General features: G+C 66.3%; 18 protein-coding genes and 1 riboswitch. Of the genes, 12 read left to right on the forward strand and 6 right to left on the reverse strand.

The window, feature by feature from the left end; translation table 11 throughout:
* Positions 1-64: 64 nt before the first annotated feature.
* Both QFZ94_RS31970 and QFZ94_RS31975 read left to right on the forward strand, forming a co-directional pair.
* Positions 65-1,534: a glutamate synthase subunit beta gene (locus QFZ94_RS31970; protein ID WP_410850221.1), complete on the forward strand. Its 1,470-nt coding sequence runs from the start codon at positions 65-67 to the stop codon at positions 1,532-1,534.
* A 316-nt stretch (positions 1,535-1,850) separates the two neighbouring features.
* Positions 1,851-2,798: a tyrosine-protein phosphatase gene (locus QFZ94_RS31975; protein WP_429461729.1), complete on the forward strand. Its 948-nt coding sequence runs from the start codon at positions 1,851-1,853 to the stop codon at positions 2,796-2,798.
* A 172-nt stretch (positions 2,799-2,970) separates the two neighbouring features.
* Here the strand turns inward: QFZ94_RS31975 and QFZ94_RS31980 are convergent, their stop codons facing one another.
* Both QFZ94_RS31980 and QFZ94_RS31985 read right to left on the reverse strand, forming a co-directional pair.
* On the reverse strand, positions 2,971-4,278 hold the full coding sequence (locus QFZ94_RS31980) for an ATP-binding protein (RefSeq protein WP_368584369.1): 1,308 nt from the start codon (positions 4,276-4,278) through the stop codon (positions 2,971-2,973).
* Positions 4,275-5,015 carry a response regulator gene (locus QFZ94_RS31985; RefSeq protein ID WP_429461732.1) on the reverse strand — a complete coding sequence of 247 codons (741 nt, stop codon included), beginning with the start codon at positions 5,013-5,015 and terminating at the stop codon, positions 4,275-4,277. Before QFZ94_RS31985 ends, QFZ94_RS31980 begins: the two co-directional genes overlap by 4 nt.
* Before the next feature lie 392 nt (positions 5,016-5,407).
* Between QFZ94_RS31985 and QFZ94_RS31990 the strand changes: the two genes are divergently transcribed.
* The 4 genes from QFZ94_RS31990 (at position 5,408) to QFZ94_RS32005 (ending at position 7,314) form a co-directional block, all read left to right on the forward strand.
* Positions 5,408-5,599 carry a hypothetical protein gene (locus QFZ94_RS31990; RefSeq protein ID WP_429461734.1) on the forward strand — a complete coding sequence of 64 codons (192 nt, stop codon included), beginning with the start codon at positions 5,408-5,410 and terminating at the stop codon, positions 5,597-5,599.
* Between the two features lie 15 nt (positions 5,600-5,614).
* Positions 5,615-5,812 (forward strand): DUF6726 family protein, encoded by a 198-nt coding sequence (locus tag QFZ94_RS31995; RefSeq protein ID WP_410850225.1) that lies wholly within the window; start codon positions 5,615-5,617, stop codon positions 5,810-5,812.
* A 3-nt stretch (positions 5,813-5,815) separates the two neighbouring features.
* Positions 5,816-6,529, forward strand: coding sequence for a hypothetical protein (locus QFZ94_RS32000; protein WP_429461736.1), 714 nt, complete (start codon positions 5,816-5,818; stop codon positions 6,527-6,529).
* Between the two features lie 113 nt (positions 6,530-6,642).
* Positions 6,643-7,314, forward strand: coding sequence for a flagellar basal body L-ring protein FlgH (locus QFZ94_RS32005; protein WP_429461738.1), 672 nt, complete (start codon positions 6,643-6,645; stop codon positions 7,312-7,314).
* 82 nt (positions 7,315-7,396) lie between these two features.
* Here the strand turns inward: QFZ94_RS32005 and QFZ94_RS32010 are convergent, their stop codons facing one another.
* The 4 genes from QFZ94_RS32010 to QFZ94_RS32025 form a co-directional block, all read right to left on the reverse strand.
* Entirely contained in the window at positions 7,397-8,140 is a 744-nt protein-coding gene (locus QFZ94_RS32010) for a response regulator (RefSeq protein ID WP_429461740.1), read from the reverse strand.
* A gap of 101 nt (positions 8,141-8,241) precedes the next feature.
* The gene (locus QFZ94_RS32015) at positions 8,242-8,910 is read right to left on the reverse strand and encodes a hypothetical protein (RefSeq protein WP_429461742.1); all 669 of its coding nucleotides are present in this window, start codon (positions 8,908-8,910) and stop codon (positions 8,242-8,244) included.
* Positions 8,911-8,974: 64 nt separating this feature from the next.
* Positions 8,975-9,448 (reverse strand): hypothetical protein, encoded by a 474-nt coding sequence (locus tag QFZ94_RS32020; RefSeq protein ID WP_429461744.1) that lies wholly within the window; start codon positions 9,446-9,448, stop codon positions 8,975-8,977.
* 233 nt (positions 9,449-9,681) lie between these two features.
* On the reverse strand, positions 9,682-11,433 hold the full coding sequence (locus QFZ94_RS32025; protein ID WP_368584360.1) for an ABC transporter ATP-binding protein/permease: 1,752 nt from the start codon (positions 11,431-11,433) through the stop codon (positions 9,682-9,684).
* A 428-nt stretch (positions 11,434-11,861) separates the two neighbouring features.
* A riboswitch (TPP riboswitch) is annotated at positions 11,862-11,985 on the forward strand.
* A gap of 221 nt (positions 11,986-12,206) precedes the next feature.
* Between QFZ94_RS32025 and QFZ94_RS32030 the strand changes: the two genes are divergently transcribed.
* From QFZ94_RS32030 to mlaE, 6 genes are all read left to right on the forward strand, one after another.
* Positions 12,207-13,337, forward strand: a complete 1,131-nt coding sequence (locus tag QFZ94_RS32030) for an FAD-dependent oxidoreductase (RefSeq protein ID WP_429461746.1) — start codon at positions 12,207-12,209, stop codon at positions 13,335-13,337.
* A 65-nt stretch (positions 13,338-13,402) separates the two neighbouring features.
* Complete coding sequence (thiS, locus tag QFZ94_RS32035) at positions 13,403-13,600, forward strand: sulfur carrier protein ThiS (RefSeq protein WP_368584358.1); 198 nt, start codon at positions 13,403-13,405, stop codon at positions 13,598-13,600.
* A 107-nt stretch (positions 13,601-13,707) separates the two neighbouring features.
* On the forward strand, positions 13,708-14,523 hold the full coding sequence (locus QFZ94_RS32040; RefSeq protein WP_429461748.1) for a thiazole synthase: 816 nt from the start codon (positions 13,708-13,710) through the stop codon (positions 14,521-14,523).
* Positions 14,520-15,623: a thiamine phosphate synthase gene (gene thiE, locus QFZ94_RS32045; protein ID WP_429461750.1), complete on the forward strand. Its 1,104-nt coding sequence runs from the start codon at positions 14,520-14,522 to the stop codon at positions 15,621-15,623. The genes QFZ94_RS32040 and thiE overlap by 4 nt, the downstream gene beginning before the upstream one ends.
* 94 nt (positions 15,624-15,717) lie before the next feature.
* A complete protein-coding gene (locus QFZ94_RS32050; protein ID WP_368584355.1) occupies positions 15,718-16,539 on the forward strand; it encodes an ABC transporter ATP-binding protein in 822 nt (273 codons plus the stop codon).
* Complete coding sequence (gene mlaE / locus QFZ94_RS32055; protein WP_013090708.1) at positions 16,536-17,303, forward strand: lipid asymmetry maintenance ABC transporter permease subunit MlaE; 768 nt, start codon at positions 16,536-16,538, stop codon at positions 17,301-17,303. Before QFZ94_RS32050 ends, mlaE begins: the two co-directional genes overlap by 4 nt.
* Positions 17,304-17,372 lie beyond the last annotated feature (69 nt).

Genomic DNA, 17,372 nt, shown 5'->3' on the forward strand with positions numbered 1-17,372 from the left:
TGCCGATCGATCGACGCGCGGCGGGTCCAGATTACCCCTAGATACAGATAGAGAAGAGAACCACATGGGCAAGGCAACCGGTTTTCTCGAGTTCGAACGTCGCCACGAGACGTACGAGGCTCCGCTCACGCGTGTGAAGCACTACAAGGAATTCGTCGCGGCACTGACCGACGACGAAGCGAAGATTCAAGGCGCGCGTTGCATGGACTGCGGCATTCCGTTCTGCAACAACGGCTGCCCGGTCAACAACATCATCCCGGACTTCAACGACCTGGTGTTCCGTCAGGACTGGAAGAACGCGATCGAAGTGCTGCACTCGACCAACAACTTCCCCGAGTTCACGGGCCGCATCTGCCCGGCGCCGTGCGAAGCGGCGTGCACGCTCGGCATCAACGACGACCCGGTCGGCATCAAGTCGATCGAGCACGCGATCATCGACAAGGCTTGGGCCGAAGGCTGGGTCGCGCCGCAAACGCCGAAGCACAAGACCGGCAAGAAGGTCGCCGTGGTCGGCTCGGGCCCCGCGGGTCTCGCGGCTGCCCAGCAGCTCGCGCGCGCCGGTCATGACGTGACCGTGTTCGAGAAGAACGACCGGATCGGCGGTCTGCTGCGTTATGGCATCCCCGACTTCAAGCTGGAGAAGTGGCAGATCGACCGCCGCATGCGCCAGATGGAAGCCGAAGGCGTGACGTTCCGCACCAACGTGTTCATCGGCAAGCCGGACTCGCTGCCGGCGCACATCGGCAACACCGCGAAGGAAACCATCACGCCGGCCGAATTGAACGAACAGTTCGACGCGGTCGTGATCGCCGGTGGTTCGGAAACGCCGCGCGATCTGCCGGTGCCGGGCCGCGAGCTCGAAGGCGTGTACTACGCGATGGAGTTCCTGCCGCAGCAGAACAAGGTCAACGCCGGCGACAAGGTGCCGAACCAGCTGATCGCGAAGGGCAAGCACGTCGTCGTGATCGGCGGTGGCGATACCGGTTCGGACTGCGTGGGTACGTCGAACCGTCATGGCGCAAAGAGCGTCACGCAGTTCGAACTGCTGCCGCAGCCGCCGGAAGAAGAGAACAAGCCGCTCGTGTGGCCGTACTGGCCGATCAAGCTGCGCACGTCGTCGTCGCACGAGGAAGGCTGCGAGCGCGATTGGGCGGTTGCGACCAAGCGCCTCGAAGGCAAGAACGGCAAGGTCGAGAAGCTGATCGCCGCGCGCGTCGAATGGAAGGACGGCAAGATGGTCGAAGTGCCGAACTCCGAATTCGAAATGAAGGCCGACCTCGTGCTGCTCGCGATGGGCTTCACGCAGCCGGTCTCGCCGGTGCTCGAAGCATTCGGCGTCGACAAGGATGCGCGCGGCAACGTGCGCGCTACGACCGAGGGCGACAAGGCGTACTACACGTCGGTGGACAAGGTGTTCACGGCGGGCGACATGCGTCGCGGCCAGTCGCTCGTGGTATGGGCGATCCGCGAAGGCCGTCAGTGCGCACGTTCGGTCGATGCGTTCCTGATGGGCCATTCCGAACTGCCACGTTAAGCGTCTTCAATTTCAGGAAGACGCGGAGACGACAAGGTGCCCCAAGAAGGGCGCCTGTAGCGGTAAAGCGATGCAGTAAAAAAGAAACCGGGCTCGCCTGAAAGGGGGAGCCCGGTTTTCTTTTTGCCTCGCCGCAGTGCGTTCTGTCCGCCTCATTTGCAATGACGCGCGAGCGTCACGCGGTATGTGTTGGCGCGCGCCCGGCCCTCTTTTTTCTTACTAAACCCTACGATGTAACGCAAAACTTATTGGTCAACGTTAAACTGCGCTTGCAGCCCGGCTGCCCACCCGACCCTCCTATAACCCGTCGCCCCCGATGCCCGTCACCGCGAAAAACCGTTCGCCTTTCCGCGCCCTTACGAGCACGACCGTGCCCGTGGAGCGAGGCGTGCTGGGCGAAACCTCTGCGGCGCGGCGACGCTTTCTGAGGGGCTCCGCCGGTGCGATGCTGGCCGCGGGCTTCGGCAGCACGCTGCTGTCCGCGTGCGGCGGCAGTCTCGAAGCCGAGCAGCCGGCTACGCCGCGACTCGTGTCGGTCAGCAATTTCCGCGATGTCGGCGGCGCGGCGGCCGGCTATCTGACCGTCGACGGCAAGCAGATGCGGCGCGGCGTGTTCTTTCGCGCGAATGCGCTGACGCTGAGCGGCACGGACGCGGCGACACTCGGCAGGCTCGGCATCGTGTCGGTTTTCGACCTGCGCACGCCCGCCGAAATCGCGCGCACCGCCGACGTGCTGCCGGGCGGCGCGACATCCGCCACGCTGAATGTGCTCGGCACGAACGACTTCGTCACGCCCCCGGTCGACTCGTCCGTCGACGCCGTCGCATTCATGCAGGCGCAGGCGCGCGCGTATGTGACGGGCGCGCCGCAGCGAGCCGCCTATGGCGCGTTGCTCAGCGCGCTGGCCAACGGCACGGGCGCGCAGCTATTCCATTCGAGTGCGGGCAAGGACCGCGCGGGATGGGTCGCGGCACTGCTGCTCAGCATCGCCAACGTTCCGCTCGACGTGATCATGCAGGACTACCTGCTCAGCAACGTCTATCTCGCGCCGTCGATAGCTGCCCAAACCACCACGTTGCGCGCGCAGGAAGGCGCGGCCATCGCCGCGGCGAGAGCGCCGTTGTTCGACGTCGACGAGAATTATCTGCAGGCGGGCTTCGACCAGGTCCAGGCGAGTTACGGCACGATGGCGAGCTACCTGACGCAAGGCCTCGGCCTTTCCACGGCAACGGTCGACGCGCTGCGCAATCGGCTCGTGCATTAACGCGCTTGGGCCGTCCGATGGCGAAAAAAAGTCCGCCCCAGAGGAGCGGGCGGACGGAGAAGGGCGGCATCGAGGTTGCCCGGGGGCAACTATAAGGCCGCAACCCGCGCGACAGCCGATGCGGTAAGGACAGGTAAGTGCCCTTAGCGCGCCCCCTTACCTACGCGCATCCTCACGTCAGCGCCGGGTCCACCGGCAATTCGATCCGTACGTCGAGCCCGCCCCGCGCGTGATTGCGCACGAGGCAGCGTCCACCGCGATGGTGCGCGAGCCGCGCGACGATCGCGAGACCGAGGCCGCAATGGCCTTCGCCGCCGCGCGCGGCGTCGAGCCGCACGAACGGCTTCATCGCCGCGGCGATGCGGTCGTCGGGAATGCCGGGGCCGTGGTCGCGCACGCTGATGATCCAATGCCCCTCGTTGCACGCGGTTGAGATTTCCACCGGCGGCATGCCGTGTTCGAGCGCGTTGTCGACGAGGTTCGTCACCAGCCGGTCGAGCAGCGTGCGCGGCAGCGTGAACGACGGGCCGGCGCGCAAGTCGAGTGCGAAGAGCGGGGTTTCGGCGGGGTCCGCGGCTTCGGCGGGTTCAGCGGCCTCCGGGTAATCGCTCGAGGAAAACTGCTCGCGCAAGAACTCGTCGACTTCGACCGGCGGGCCGGCGTCCGCCGATTGGCCCGCGAATTCGAGGAACTGCTGGACGATGTTGGTCAGCGCATCGACGTCGCGGATCAGGCCCGCGCGCTCGTTTTCATCGACCAGCACGCTTGCGCGCAGCTTCAGGCGCGTAAGCGGCGCCTTCAGATCGTGCGCGACGCCGGCGAGCATCACCGCCTGGTCGTCGCCGGCTTCGTTCAGGCGCCGCATCATGTCGTTGAACGAGCCGATCAGATCGCGCAGTTCGCGCGGGCCCTGCACCGGCACGGGTTCGGGCCGGCCGCCCGAGCCGAATGCGCGCGACGCATCGGCGACGCGCAGCAACGGCCGTTGCATCTGCCAAACCGCGAACAGCGACAGGATCAGTCCGGCGGCCAGCATCGAGACGGATTCGATCAGAAAGCGCGGCGGCGGCGGAACGTCGACCGGAACGACGACCCAGTTCGACTTGCCCGGAGACAACACCCACAGTTGCGGCGGACGCAGATCGTCGACGGCGATCTGCGTGCCGGCCGGCAGGTTCTCGCGCAGATGCCGGCTCAGCTCGATCAGCATATGCTCGTGCGGCTCACGCAGATGCACGCTGGTCGGCATGTTCCAGGTGGGTACCAGATGCACGCGCATCGCCGGCGCGAGCGCGGCGCCCTTGATCGGCTCGCCGTTGATCGCCTGCAGCACGAGCAGAATGCCGCGCGCGAAGCCGTCGATTTCATGGCGCGGCGGCTGCATCGTCACCAGCACGAACCAGCTCGCCTGAATCGCGAACAGCACCGCCGCCGACAGCAACGCCATTCTGCCGAACAGCGTGTTCAGCGGGTTTCTCATGCGCTCGGGGTGGCCCCGTCCTCGAAGGGGGTGCCGTTGGCGTCGGGCACGAAGACGTAGCCCTTGCCGCGCACCGTTTGCACGTAGCACGGGTTCGACGGATCGTCCTCGATCACGCGGCGCAGGCGCCAGATCGGCACGTCGAGGCTGCGGTCGCGGAAGGCGAGATCGTCGCGATGCACGAGATCATGAATCAGCACGCGCGAGAGCACCTTGTACGGATTGTTGACGAAGATCTTCAGCAGCGCGAATTCGCTGTCGCGCAGCGGCAGCTTGGCGTCGTCGCGGCTCAGCGAGCGCGTCGCGAAGTCCAGTTCGAACGGACCGAAGTGATAGCGCTTGCGGGCTTCGGGCGCGCTCGTGGTGGACGGCCCGCGCCGGCGCAGCACGGTCTGGATGCGCACCAGCAGTTCGCGCGGATCGAATGGCTTGGTCAGATAGTCGTCCGCGCCAAGCGACAGACCGACGATGCGATCGGCCACCGTGCCGCGCGCGGTCACGAAGATCACCGGGATGTCGTCGCCGGCGGCGCGCAACGCGGTGAGCGCGCGCAGGCCGTCGGTGTTCGGCATCATGATGTCGAGCACGACGACCGACGGCCGCTCACGCTCGAGACGACGCTGCAAATGAGTGCCGTCATGCAGCACGGACGCATCGAAACCGTTGGACTGCAGAAACTTGCAAAGCAGATCGCGTACGACCGGATCGTCGTCGACGATAAGGACCTGTGGATTCATGGCGAAATTCTAGACTGGCGCGCCCGACGCGCGACCGCGCATTTCCTTACCAACGCTTACTGTGCGCCGCGGGGCGCTGGCGGGCGCGCGCCGTGGCGAATCAGCGAAGGTTCCGCGCCTACTGTAGCACTGCCTGCCCCTGCTCTCCGCAACGACCGCCACGCGATGACCACGCCTGGCAAGCACTGGAAAGTCCTCGCAAGCCCACGAAACGGATCGTAACAACCGCGCGAAAGCGTGCTTTGCTTGGCCCATCGTCGGCACTTGCGCGGCGCGATGATTCGTTCCGCAGCAAGTCGCTCCGCACGCCGAACGAGGTCCGCTGCCTCGGACGACGGCGTGCGTCGTTCAACCGACACCAGCGCGCAATGCGCACCTTCGCGAGGTCCATCATGACGATCCACAACACTCTCAGTTCCGCGCCTTTCTCCACGCTGGCGAAGACGCCAGCCACGGAAAAGTCCTCCAGTTCGGGTTCCACCAACGCAGCGGCGAAATCGCAGCAAAGCAGTGCGCTCCAGCAGCCTGCACTGCCTGTGCCGGGGACGGGGCTCATCGGTCATCTGGTCAACACGACGGCGTGAACTGGCGAGGTCCGCGTGCTGTTATCCAGAACTACTGAGCGTCGGAGTCGCGCCCTGGCGTGGCTCCTTGCCGGCTCGCTGCTGTTGCCGCTGGGCGGCTGCGGCGCCGCGGCGCTGCCGTGCCGGGTCACGGCGGCGACCCTGAAAGTGCTGCCGGTCGTCGGCCATGCGGCGGCGACGCCTTTCGACATGTGCGCTTCCGCGATCGACTGAATCATGACGCTCACCAGGATGGTCGGTGCATTGATGCTGCTCGGCGGTGTGCTGACGTGCGCCGCGCATGCGCAGCCTGACGCGCGCAGTCCGAAGGCGGCCAGCGCGGCATCGAATATCGTCGTCACCGACACGCGGCGGCGCTTGCCGGACGCGCCGTTTTCGTTTCGCGGCGTCGCGCTCGGCATCACGATCGACGAATTCCGCGCGGGCTCGGCCGTCCGCGCGACGCCGATCGGCAGCGTGCCGATCTGCGAGACCGACGTGCAGGCAGGTGCGCTCGGCATGCGGCTGAAATCGCACGATAGCCTGAGCGTCGCGTGCCGCTGGGCGCATCGCGATGATGAGCGCTGGGCGGTGTCGCAGGCGGTGGTCGATGGCGCGCCGGCACTCGAACATGTGATGCGCTTTACGCGTATCGACGGGCAAGGCGCATTGCGTCTCTACGAGATGTCGTTCGTGATCGACGAACTGACCGCGGAGGATCTGCGCGACGCGCTCGAAGATCGTTTTGGGCCGCCGCGTCTCGCGACGCGCAACGCGGCGGCACCGGGCGCGATGCCGATGTACGTATGGGAGAACGCGGTCAGTTCGATCACGCTTTGCTTTCTGCCGCGCAGCCGCAACGGCACGCTCACGTATCTGCTGAAGGGCTCGGATGCGTGGATGAAAGCGGTCGTGCGGCAGTGGCAGGCGAGCGGCGCCGACGCGGGCTGATGATTGTCTGGCAAGCCTGACTATCGGAATGAGCCCAACGCCGAAAGCGGGTGGCGACCCACTAGCGCCGCCACGCTTCAACTCCATTTCATCTTTCTCGCCACGGAGCCAGCATGACCGCATTACGTCTCATCCTTGTGTTCGGCGCCGCGAGCTGTCTCGCGGCCTGTTCGAGCGCGCAGACGAGGTCGATCGTCGAAACGCCGATGGCGCCGCCGCTCGCATCCGCGCCTTTGAACGTCAACACGCAAGGCGCGATCTATCAGGCCGGCGCACCGCTGCTGCTGTATGAGACGCCGCGCGCGCAGCATATCGGCGACGTGCTGACGATCCGGCTGTCCGAATCGTATAGCGGCAACAACAGCGGGAGCGCATCGGCGAACCGCGCGAGCAGCATCACCGCGGCCGCGGCGGACCAATCGACGAACGCCGCCGCGCGGCTCGCGAAACTGTTCAACATCGGCTCGGCCAGCACCGACTACAAAGGGCAGGGCCGTCTGAGCGACATCAGCGACATGACGGGCACGCTCGCCGTGACCGTGATCGGCACGGTGTCGGGCGGCAATCTCGTCGTGTCGGGCGAGAAGGTGATCGCGATGAGCGGTACCCGTGACCGTCTTCGGTTGTCGGGCATCGTCAATCCCAAGGATATCGAAGCGGGCAATTACGTTGCGTCGAGCAAGGTCGCGAACGCGCGCATCGAGCAGGCGGGCCTCGGCATGGTCAACGATGCGACGACGATGGGCTGGCTGCAGCGGATGTTTCTGAGTGTGCTGACGTTTTGACTGTCGGCCGCGTCAGCGCGGTGCCCGTTATGCGCGGCGCGCAGATCGCATCAACTGGCTTCGATCAGTTCGACTCGCACCGCTAGCCGAGCGGCGGCGTGAGCCCGCGCTCGGCCGCGCCGATCTCGCCGTCCGGCACGAACACATAGCCGCGTCCCCACACTGTCTGCACGTAGCGCGGTTCCGACGGGTCCACTTCGATCAGGCGACGCAAGCGCCAGATCGACACGTCGAGACTCCGATTGCGATGCGCGTCGCTATTGCCGTGCAGTTTCTCGAGCAACTGCGCGCGCGTGAGCACGGTCATCGCATGCGTGACGAACACCTTCAGCATCGCGAATTCGCTCGAACGCAGCGTGATGCGTTCGCCGCCGCGGCGCAGTTCGCGCGCGGGGAAGTTCACTTCGAAACGGCCGAAATGATAGGGCGCGCGTTGCTCGGGCGCGCCCGGCGCGATCGAGCCGCGACGACGCAGCACGGTGCGAATCCGCGCGACGAGCTCGCTCGGTTCGAACGGCTTGCCGAGATAGTCGTCGGCGCCGAGCTCGAGGCCGATCACGCGATCGATCGGATCGGAGCGCGCGGTCAGCAGAATCACGGGAATGTCGTCGCCAGCGACGCGCAATGCGCGCAGCGCGCTGATGCCATCGAGCTCCGGCATCATGATGTCGAGCACGACGAGAGCGGGGCGCTCCTGCTGCAATCTGCGCTGCAACGCCGAGCCATTTTCGAGCGTGGCGACGTTAAAGCCGCGCCCGTGCAGATACTCGCTGACGAGCTCGCGTACGACGGGATCGTCATCGACGATCAGGATGGTCTGGTTCATTCAGGTGATCATAGTGATGCCCACGGGCCGCGCAAAGCGCATACCGCTTTCCAATCCTTTCCCGTGTAAGACGCTGCAAGCGAACCCCAAGCTGCGGGTATTCAGTGGGTCGGCGCGAAGGCCTGCGAGGTCTGCAAGGTCTGCTGTTGCTGCTCCTGGCGCGCGAAATCGGTTCGATCGACGACCATCCGCTCGATCAAGCCGCCAAGCTTCACCGAGGCCGACGAGAAGCGGTCGGTGTTCAGGCCGCCCGTCTGATAGCGCGCCGTGACCAGAATGCGACCGCTCTGGATCAGCGTCAGATCGATGATCGACAGGTACTGGATCGATTCGTCGCTGAACGAGCGACGCCCATAGTCGATCGCGGCGTTGTAGACGAGCCGCGCTTCGCAGCCGGCGGGTGAAGTGCCCGGATTGTAGACGTCCGAACGAATGCCGCGCCGCTCGAGCGCGAGCTGCAGCGCCGGCACGAAATCGCCGACCGACACCGTCGGGTTCACTTCGATGCACACGTGCTGCACATCCGCGGGCCGGCCATTGACGAAGGTCGGCGACGAGTAGTTAGACGCGATCGCGTAGCCGGCCTGGATCACGGAACCGGTGGCGTCGGCGGCCTGGATCAGCGTCCATGCGCAGCCGTCGAGCGTGAGTGTCAGCGTCGCGGCGAAGGCGGCGAGGGCGCAGCGACGCCGCGATATCAGCGAGGCGACCCGACCCGGACGCGAAGGCCTGGTTGCGGCTGGCGCGCGCACGGTTGGCGGCGAGGTCATAATGCGGCGCCCGATCCCGGTCACGAGATTCGCTGGGTCATCGAAAGCAGCAACGGCCGCGCGCTCAGCGCGTCACGCGCAGTCGCAGTTCGTTCTGACCTTGCACGCTTGCGGTGACGTTCACGCGGCGCGCGTCGGTGGTCACGACGAAATGCTGGCGCACAGGTGTGTTGACGTCGTGCACGACGCGCGGAAAACAGGCGGCGATGTCGGCGCCGAGTTCTTCGAGCGGATCGTTGATGACGCCGTCGGCTTGCCAGTGCGCGCGCCAGTGGCAGTCGTACGCGTGCGCGGTGGCGCGGCAATCGTCGGAGTGGGAGACGCCCGGCAGTTGCGCTGCGGTCTCGCCCGGCAGTTGCCGGAAATCGCTCGCATCGACGATGTGCGTCAGCGCCGCGCAGATATCGGCGGGCTGATTCGGCTCGGCCGTTTGCGCGGCATCGACGGTGTTCGTGACGAGCAGCGCGGCGCCGCAGGCGAGCGCGAGGCGCGGGAGCAAAGACGGGAGAAAAGGTGAAACACGGCGAGCGAATGACATGGGCGAGAAGTCCGGAGAGCGGTTGCGATCAAAGACGTGACTGACGTCAACGAAGGCCGACGCATGGCGCGGCCCGTACGACTATGGTCGCTGCTCGCAGGCATTTTCAAAGCGCGGAACAGCTTGTGCGCTTCGCAAATGCTTCCGAACTCTTCTCGTGTCTTTCCGGATGTTTCGCACGACGCGCGGAGCGGCGTCGTGCGCTTTTTTGACCTGAGCGCCGCGCGCGTCGCTTACGCCGCTATCGCTTCGGCCGAACGCTCGACGTCGAGCGTTTCGTCATGGAACGCAGCAAGCGATTCGCGATGCGCGACGCTGACGATCGCCGCCTTCGGCAACCGCTCGGTGAACAGTCGATAGAGCCGCGCCTCGTTTTCCGCGTCGAGCGCGCTGGTCGCTTCGTCGAGGAACAGATAGTCAGGCTTGTGCAGCAGCACGCGCGCGGCGGCGAAGCGCTGCTGCTCACCCGGCGACAGCACGCGGGTCCAGTGCCCCGTTTCCTGCAGACGGTCCGCGTATTCCGACAGATGGCAGGTGATGAGCGCGTCGCGGCATTCGTCGTCGCCATAGGTGTCCGCCGCCGATGGATACGCGAGCGCCGCCTTCAGCGTGCCGATCGGCATGTAGCTGACCTGCGGGATGAACATCATGCGGGCATTGACCGGCGCGTCGATCGAACCGTCGCCGAACGGCCACAGGCCCGCGAGCGCGCGCATCAGCGTGCTCTTGCCGGCGCCCGACGGACCGCGCACGAGCCAGCGCGAGCCCGGCCGGATCGCGATATCGCGGATGCGCGACAGGGGGTTGCCATTGGGCAGCGCGAGCGTGAGGCTGTCGGTGGTGAGCGTGTTGCTGTCGACGAAATGCAGGTTGATGCCGCCGTGTTCCGTGGCCGGCGACACCGATTCCTTCAGACGCGGCGCATGCACGACGCGCTTGAATTCGCGCAGCCGGTTCACGGTCGCGCGCCATTCGACGAGGCTCGTATAACTGTTGATGAACCACGAGAACGAATCACTGACGGTGCCGAACGCGCTCGAAATCTGCATCAGCACGCCGAACGTGAACGCGCCCGCGAAGTAGCGCGGCGCGGCGACGACGATCGGGAAAATGATCGCGATCTGGCCGTAGAAGCTCAGCACGAAGGTCAGGCGCTTCGTGTACTTCATCACCTGCCACCAGTTGTCGCGGATGCGGCCGAACAGCGTGCGCGCGTTCGTCTTCTCGGTTTCCATGCCGTTGTAGAACGCGATCTGCTCGGCGTTCTCACGCAGCCGGATCAGACCGAAACGGAAATCCGCCTCGACCTTCTGCGCCTGATAGTTGATCGACACGAGCGGATGGCCGACCTTCTGCATAACGAGCGAACCGACCACCGCATACAGCGCGGCGGCCCACACCATATAGCCGGGGATATGCAGCGGCATGCCGCCGAGCGAAATACTCAGCGCGCCCGCGAGCGTCCACAGGATCGTGATGAACGACACCAGCGTGACGACGGTCGACAGCAGATCGAGCGTCAGCGACAGCGTGGTGGTCGCGAACGACTGCAGGTCGTCGCTGATCCGCTGGTCCGGGTTGTCGGCGAGGCGGTCACGCTCGATGCGGTAGAACGCGCTGTCGTTGAGCCACTCGTTCAGGTAGCGGGTGGTCAGCCACTGGCGCCAGCGGAATCCGAGCATCTGGCGCAGATAGCGCCCATACACGGCGAGGATGATGAAGCCGAACGCGAGTCCGGTAAAAATCATCAACAGATGCGGGAAGTCGTGGACGTTCTTCTGTTGCAGCGCGTTGTAGAAGTCTGCGCTCCAGCGGTTCAGGCGCACGTTGATCCAGACGACGATCAGGTTCATCACGATGATCGCGACGAGCAGCGCCCATGCGATGCCTCGTTCCTCGGAAACCCAGTAAGGCTTGATCAGGCTCCAGGCGGAGACCTTTTCGTCGGACGGCAGCGCGGGGCTGGCGGAAGTATGTGGTGTCATGAGCGTCCTGATGAAGTGCTGACCCGAAGTGCATTCCGGCGGCGTACGGGTCCGATCTGGTTACCCATGTCGGGCGATCCCGCTAACAGCCGGCCCTTTGCGAGGCCGTGACTGCGGCGGGTCTGCGATACCTGGCCGGGCATCGCGCCATCGCGATGAACGCGAGTCCGGACGGGCGCCCGATTCTGGCGTGACGCCCTTAAGCGAAAATTAATTTTTCGGGGCCGGCGTCCGCCGTGATTCCGCCGCCACGCATGCGGCCACGAGTGCCGCGCGCGCCGCGTTTTTTCGGCACCGGTCACGGCATTGTGCCAGACCGCCGGGCCGCTTCGCATCGACATCTCGTTAGACGGTGCCAGATCAAAATCGCGGCAGCGACGGCGGACCGCTGGTTTGCGGGCGCCGCGCCTTTTATGGTCTAATGACCTGCGACGAAACAGGGGTGCTTCGCCCACAGGCGGCATGATTTTCATGCCGGGGCGGCGAGGCTGAGAGAGACCCTTTGCACCCGATCCGGGTAATACCGGCGCGGGAAGTTTCCGGAAGCAACCGTCTTCCATTCCCCGCCGGGCGGCGAGCGCAGCTCACCTGCACACGCCGTGACCGGCCGGCTTCACCCGCCGGTTTCGTCCTGGGTACGTGCGTTTTTGGCCGTACGGAAAGGACTCGATGACCGCCTATTCTTCAGACATGCATCTTTCTCTTGGTCACGCCGCTTCCGGCGTGCCGTGCCGCTTTGGTTTTGCCCGCCGCAATCAAACGGAGAGCGCGCGATGAACCGTTCCGCTCGACCTGATTTCGCGGTGCTCGGCGGTGGTTTGTGCGGCCGGCTGGTCGCGTGGCGCCTCGCGGGCGACGGCCATCGCATAGCGCTCTATGAGCGCGGCAATGCCGCCGGGTCGCAGGCTGCCGCGTGGGTCGCCGCGGCGATGCTCGCGCCGCTGGCAGAAGCCGCGAGCGCCGAGCTGCTGATCACGCGGCTCGGTGCGAGTTCGCTCGAAAACTGGCCGCGCTTGCTTTCCGAACTGCCGGAACCGGTGTTTTTTCAGCGCAACGGCACGCTCGTCGTCTGGCATCACGCGGATCGCACGGAGGCGCCGCTGTTCGAGCGCCGCGTGCGCGCGAACGCGCCGGCCGAGTTGCTCGATGGCGGCTTCGTCGCGCTTTCGGGCGCGCAGCTCGGCGCCGCCGAACCCGCGTTGGCCGGCCGCTTCAATCAGGGCTGGCTGCTGCCGCGCGAGGGGCAACTCGACAATCGCCAGGTGCTGTCCGCGCTCGCCGCGGGGCTTGCCGAGCGCGGCGTCGACACGCACTGGAACACGCCGATCGGCGACGCGTCGCTGCCTGACGCCGGCATCACGATCGATTGCCGCGGGCTCGGCGCGAAGCCCGTGCTGCCGACGCTGCGCGGCATCCGCGGTGAAGTTGCGCGCGTGCATGCACCTCACCTGCAGCTGACTCGCCCGGTGCGGCTGCTGCATCCGCGCTACCCGCTGTATATCGCGCCGAAGCAGAACGGCCTCTACGTGATCGGCGCGACCGAGGTGGAGGGCGAGGACATGTCGCCCGTCAGCGTGCGTTCGGCGCTCGAATTGCTGAGTGCGGCGTTCTCGGTACATCCGGGCTTCGGCGAGGCGCGCATCCTCGAGCTGAATTCGCAGTGCCGGCCGACCTTGCCCGATCACCGTCCCGCGCTGCTGTGGGACGGCGCGCGCACGCTGCGCGTGAACGGCCTGTATCGGCACGGCTTTATGATCGCGCCGGAAGTCGCCGACGAAGCTGTACGTTTCGCGAGCGCGCTGCTCGACGGCCGCGTAGGGGACGTCGACGCATTTGCCGGCTGGCGGCGCGAGGCACGCTGGAGCGAGCTGTTCCAGCAGCATTTCGCGCGCGAGCCGGCCTGAGCGTGGCGGCCAACGTGCCGCGCGCGATGCCGCTTGCGCCATCGATTGAACCGTATTCGAACACCATGGACATTCATATCAATCAGAAGCCGTTGTCGTTGCCCGAAGGCTCGACCGTCGCCGATGCGCTCACCGCGTTTGGAGCGCGTCCGCCGTTCGCGGTCGCGCTCAACGGTGATTTCGTCGCGCGTGCGCAGCATGCGGCGCGCGCGTTGCAAACGGGCGACCGGCTCGACGTCGTGCAGCCGGTCGCGGGCGGCTGAGCGCGCTCGCGCCAGCCTGCCGCTTACCGAACGCAACAACCGTCGCCGAAAACCCATTGCCGTCACGCGGTCGGTTCTAGCCGCGACGGCAAACCAGGATGATGCAAATGACTTCTCACCAGAGCGCCGACGCGCTGACGCTATACGGTCAAACTTTCGTAAGCCGCGTGCTGCTCGGCACGTCGCGCTACCCGTCGCTGCAATCGCTGTCCGATTCGATCGACGCCGCGCGCCCCGGCATGGTGACCGTCGCGCTGCGCCGTCAGATGAACGAGGGCAACGCGGAAGCCGGCTTCTTCGATCTGCTCAAGCGCCACGGCGTGCCGTTGCTGCCCAATACGGCGGGCTGCCTGACCGTCGGTGAAGCGGTGACCACTGCGCATATGGCGCGCGAAATCTTCGAGACCGAGTGGATCAAGCTCGAACTGATCGGCGACGACTACACGCTGCAGCCCGACCCGGTCGGCCTGATCGAAGCCGCCGCGCGGCTCGTCAAGGATGGCTTCAAGGTGCTGCCGTACTGCACCGAGGATCTGGTGATCGGCCGCCGTCTGCTCGACGCTGGCTGCGAGGCGCTGATGCCGTGGGGCGCGCCGATCGGCACCGGCAAGGGCGTGATCAATCCGTACGGGCTGCGCGTGTTGCGCGAACGGCTGCCGGACGTGCCGCTGATCGTCGATGCCGGGCTCGGCGTGCCGTCGCACGCGGCCCAGGTGATGGAGTGGGGTTTCGACGGCGTGCTGCTGAACACGGCGGTGTCGCAGGCGACGCACCCCGACGCCATGGCGCGCGCGTTCGCGCTGGGCGTCGAGGCGGGCCGGCAGGCGTATCTCGCGGGCCCGATGGCCGAGCGCGAGAGTGCGCACGCGAGCACGCCGGTGGTCGGCATGCCGTTCTGGCATCAGGATGGAGGTGCGGCATGACGCAGTCATTGACGCTGAAAGACCGCGATCTGTTCTGGCCGACGGCCGACGAACTCATCGAAGCCGCCGAGCGCATCCGCGCGCGGCTCGGCGACTGGCCGCCGACCCACGCGCCGTGGCGCATCTGCCTGACCGCGCCGGACGAACCGAACGGTGGCGACCTGATCGTGATCGCCGACGCGCAGCAGCACGGCGAGCAGATCGCGCGCTGGCTGACGCGGGGCGCGGGCGTGATCGTCGCCGCGGAAAACCGCGCGACGCTGCATCTGGGCGGTGAGAAGTACGGCCTCGAAGGTCATCTGGCGGAAGACTGGATTCCCGCGCTGGCCGCGTTCCTCGACTGCGGTTTCGATCCGCACGACGCACTGGTGCTCGCGCTCGCGTGGCGCGACGGCGACGAGACCCGCGCCGACGACGCTTTCCCGTCCGACCTCGGCCGCTTTCCGCGACTGACCGGCCTGCCGCCGGCACCCGCCAGGGCGTTCCCGCGCTGCCCGGACAAGCTCGGTCTGTATCCGGTGCTGCCGACCGCGGACTGGGTCGAACGGGTAGTCGGCTACGGCGTGAAGACGGTGCAGTTGCGCCGCAAGTCGGCCGAACCCGCCGACGAACTGAAGCGCGAGATCGCCCGCTGTGTGGCCGCCGGCCGCGCGCACGACGCGCAGGTGTTCATCAACGACCACTGGCAGGCCGCGCTCGAGGCGGGCGCGTACGGCGTTCACCTTGGTCAGGAAGACGTGCATACCGCGAATCTGTCCGCGCTGGCCGACGCGGGCATTCGCCTGGGCCTGTCCACGCACGGCTTCTACGAGATGCTGAAGGCGCTGCATTTTCGTCCGAGCTACATTGCATTGGGCGCCGTATTCCCGACCACGACCAAGGTCATGCCGACCGCGCCGCAGGGCTTGCGGCGCCTCGCGCGCTATGTGCGGCTGCTCGACGGCGTGGTGCCGCTCGTCGCGATCGGCGGGATCGATCTGCAGGTGCTGCCGGAGGTGCTCGCGACTGGCGTCGGCTGCGCGGCGGTGGTGCGCGCGGTCACCGAAGCGGCCGACCCGGCCGCCGCTGTTTCGGCGCTGCAACACACGTTTACGCAATAATCGTCAGGCATAGTCAAGGAACGGGGCACCTCAAGGCAGCTTTTGCATGATGGCCCTATAATTCGGCCTTCCGTGTAAAAGGACTGTCAGTTTGGTGCCTTCCTCCCCCGAGACAATACTCGAGCTGCGCGACGTCGACTTCGGTTACGGCGACCGGCTCGTCCTGTCGAATCTGAATCTGCGCTTTCGTCGCGGTCAGGTCGTCGCGGTCATGGGCGGCTCGGGTTGCGGCAAAACCACTGTGCTGCGGCTGATCGGCGGCCTCGTGCGCGCGCAACGAGGCCAGGTGCTGTTCCATGGCCAGGACATCGGCGGGCAGACGCGCGAAGGCCTTTACGCGCTGCGCCGCAAGATGGGCATGCTGTTCCAGTTCGGCGCGCTGTTCACCGACATGTCGGTGTTCGAAAACGTCGCCTTCTCGCTGCGCGAACACACCGATCTCCCCGAAGACCTGCTGCGCGACCTCGTGCTGATGAAGCTCAACGCGGTCGGCCTGCGCGGCGCTCGCGATTTGCTGCCGTCGGAGATTTCGGGCGGCATGGCGCGGCGCGTGGCGCTCGCGCGCGCGATCGCACTCGACCCCGAACTGATGATGTACGACGAGCCGTTCGCCGGCCTCGACCCGATCTCGCTCGGCATCACCGCGAACCTGATCCGCACGCTGAACCAGGCGCTTGGCGCGACGTCGATTCTCGTCACGCACGACGTGCCGGAATCGTTCGCGATCGCCGATTACGTGTATTTCCTGTCCAACGGCGGCGTGCTCGCCGAAGGCACGCCGGACGAGCTGCGCGCGTCGACCGACCCGACCGTGCGCCAGTTCATCGACGGCGCGCCGGACGGCCCGTTCCGATTCCACTATCCGGCGCAGACGCCGCTCGCGGCGGATTTCGGCATCGGCGGAGGCCAGTCATGATCAGTACGATCGGTCGCTCGGTCATCACCGGGCTCGGCACCGCCGGCTACGCGACGCGCTTCTTCCTGCGCCTCGTGCTCGAAATTTTCCCGCTGCTGCGCCGCCCGCGTCTTGTCACGAAGCAGATCCACTTCGTCGGTAATTATTCGCTCGTGATCATTGCGGTGTCCGGGCTGTTCGTCGGCTTCGTGCTCGGGCTGCAGGGCTATTACACGCTGAACCGTTATGGATCCGAGCAGGCGCTCGGGCTGCTGGTCGCGCTGTCGCTGGTGCGCGAGCTCGGGCCGGTCGTGACCGCGCTGCTGTTCGCCGGGCGCGCGGGCACGTCGCTGACCGCCGAAATTGGCCTGATGAAGGCGGGCGAGCAGCTAACCGCGATGGAAATGATGGCCGTCGATCCGGTCAAAGTCGTGATCGCGCCGCGCCTGTGGGCGGGCATCATCTCGATGCCGATCCTCGCGGCGATCTTCAGTGCGGTCGGTGTGCTGGGCGGTTACGTGGTCGGCGTGCTGCTGATCGGCGTCGATGCCGGCGCGTTCTGGTCGCAGATGCAAAGTGGCGTCGACGTGTGGCGCGATGTCGGCGCCGGGGTCGTCAAGAGCGTGGTGTTCGGTCTCGCGGTGACCTTCGTCGCGCTGTTTCAGGGCTACGAGGCGAAGCCGACGCCGGAAGGCGTGTCGCGCGCGACGACCCGCACGGTCGTGTACGCGTCGCTCGCGGTGCTCGGGCTCGACTTCCTGTTGACCGCACTGATGTTCAGCTAAGGCCGCGCAGCGTGCCGGCTTCCGGCGGCGCACGATGTGCCGCGCACGGCGGGAAGTGGCGGCGGCGCG

The organism is Paraburkholderia sp. JPY465 (assembly GCF_050436725.1).
Classification (GTDB): domain Bacteria; phylum Pseudomonadota; class Gammaproteobacteria; order Burkholderiales; family Burkholderiaceae; genus Paraburkholderia; species Paraburkholderia youngii.

Excerpts from the sequence above, each read along its gene's own strand:
- QFZ94_RS31970 (WP_410850221.1), top strand. The coding sequence starts at position 65 with ATGGGCAAGGCAACCGGTTTTCTCGAGTTCGAACGTCGCCACGAGACG.
- thiS (WP_368584358.1), top strand. The coding sequence starts at position 13,403 with ATGGACATTCATATCAATCAGAAGCCGTTGTCGTTGCCCGAAGGCTCG.
- QFZ94_RS32000 (WP_429461736.1), top strand. The coding sequence starts at position 5,816 with ATGACGCTCACCAGGATGGTCGGTGCATTGATGCTGCTCGGCGGTGTG.
- thiE (WP_429461750.1), top strand. The coding sequence starts at position 14,520 with ATGACGCAGTCATTGACGCTGAAAGACCGCGATCTGTTCTGGCCGACG.
- QFZ94_RS32040 (WP_429461748.1), top strand. The coding sequence starts at position 13,708 with ATGACTTCTCACCAGAGCGCCGACGCGCTGACGCTATACGGTCAAACT.
- QFZ94_RS31990 (WP_429461734.1), top strand. The coding sequence starts at position 5,408 with ATGACGATCCACAACACTCTCAGTTCCGCGCCTTTCTCCACGCTGGCG.
- QFZ94_RS32025 (WP_368584360.1), bottom strand. The coding sequence starts at position 11,433 with ATGACACCACATACTTCCGCCAGCCCCGCGCTGCCGTCCGACGAAAAG.
- QFZ94_RS32010 (WP_429461740.1), bottom strand. The coding sequence starts at position 8,140 with ATGAACCAGACCATCCTGATCGTCGATGACGATCCCGTCGTACGCGAG.
- QFZ94_RS32030 (WP_429461746.1), top strand. The coding sequence starts at position 12,207 with ATGAACCGTTCCGCTCGACCTGATTTCGCGGTGCTCGGCGGTGGTTTG.
- QFZ94_RS31980 (WP_368584369.1), bottom strand. The coding sequence starts at position 4,278 with ATGAGAAACCCGCTGAACACGCTGTTCGGCAGAATGGCGTTGCTGTCG.
- QFZ94_RS32015 (WP_429461742.1), bottom strand. The coding sequence starts at position 8,910 with ATGACCTCGCCGCCAACCGTGCGCGCGCCAGCCGCAACCAGGCCTTCG.
- QFZ94_RS31985 (WP_429461732.1), bottom strand. The coding sequence starts at position 5,015 with ATGAATCCACAGGTCCTTATCGTCGACGACGATCCGGTCGTACGCGAT.
- QFZ94_RS32005 (WP_429461738.1), top strand. The coding sequence starts at position 6,643 with ATGACCGCATTACGTCTCATCCTTGTGTTCGGCGCCGCGAGCTGTCTC.
- mlaE (WP_013090708.1), top strand. The coding sequence starts at position 16,536 with ATGATCAGTACGATCGGTCGCTCGGTCATCACCGGGCTCGGCACCGCC.
- QFZ94_RS32020 (WP_429461744.1), bottom strand. The coding sequence starts at position 9,448 with ATGTCATTCGCTCGCCGTGTTTCACCTTTTCTCCCGTCTTTGCTCCCG.
- QFZ94_RS31975 (WP_429461729.1), top strand. The coding sequence starts at position 1,851 with ATGCCCGTCACCGCGAAAAACCGTTCGCCTTTCCGCGCCCTTACGAGC.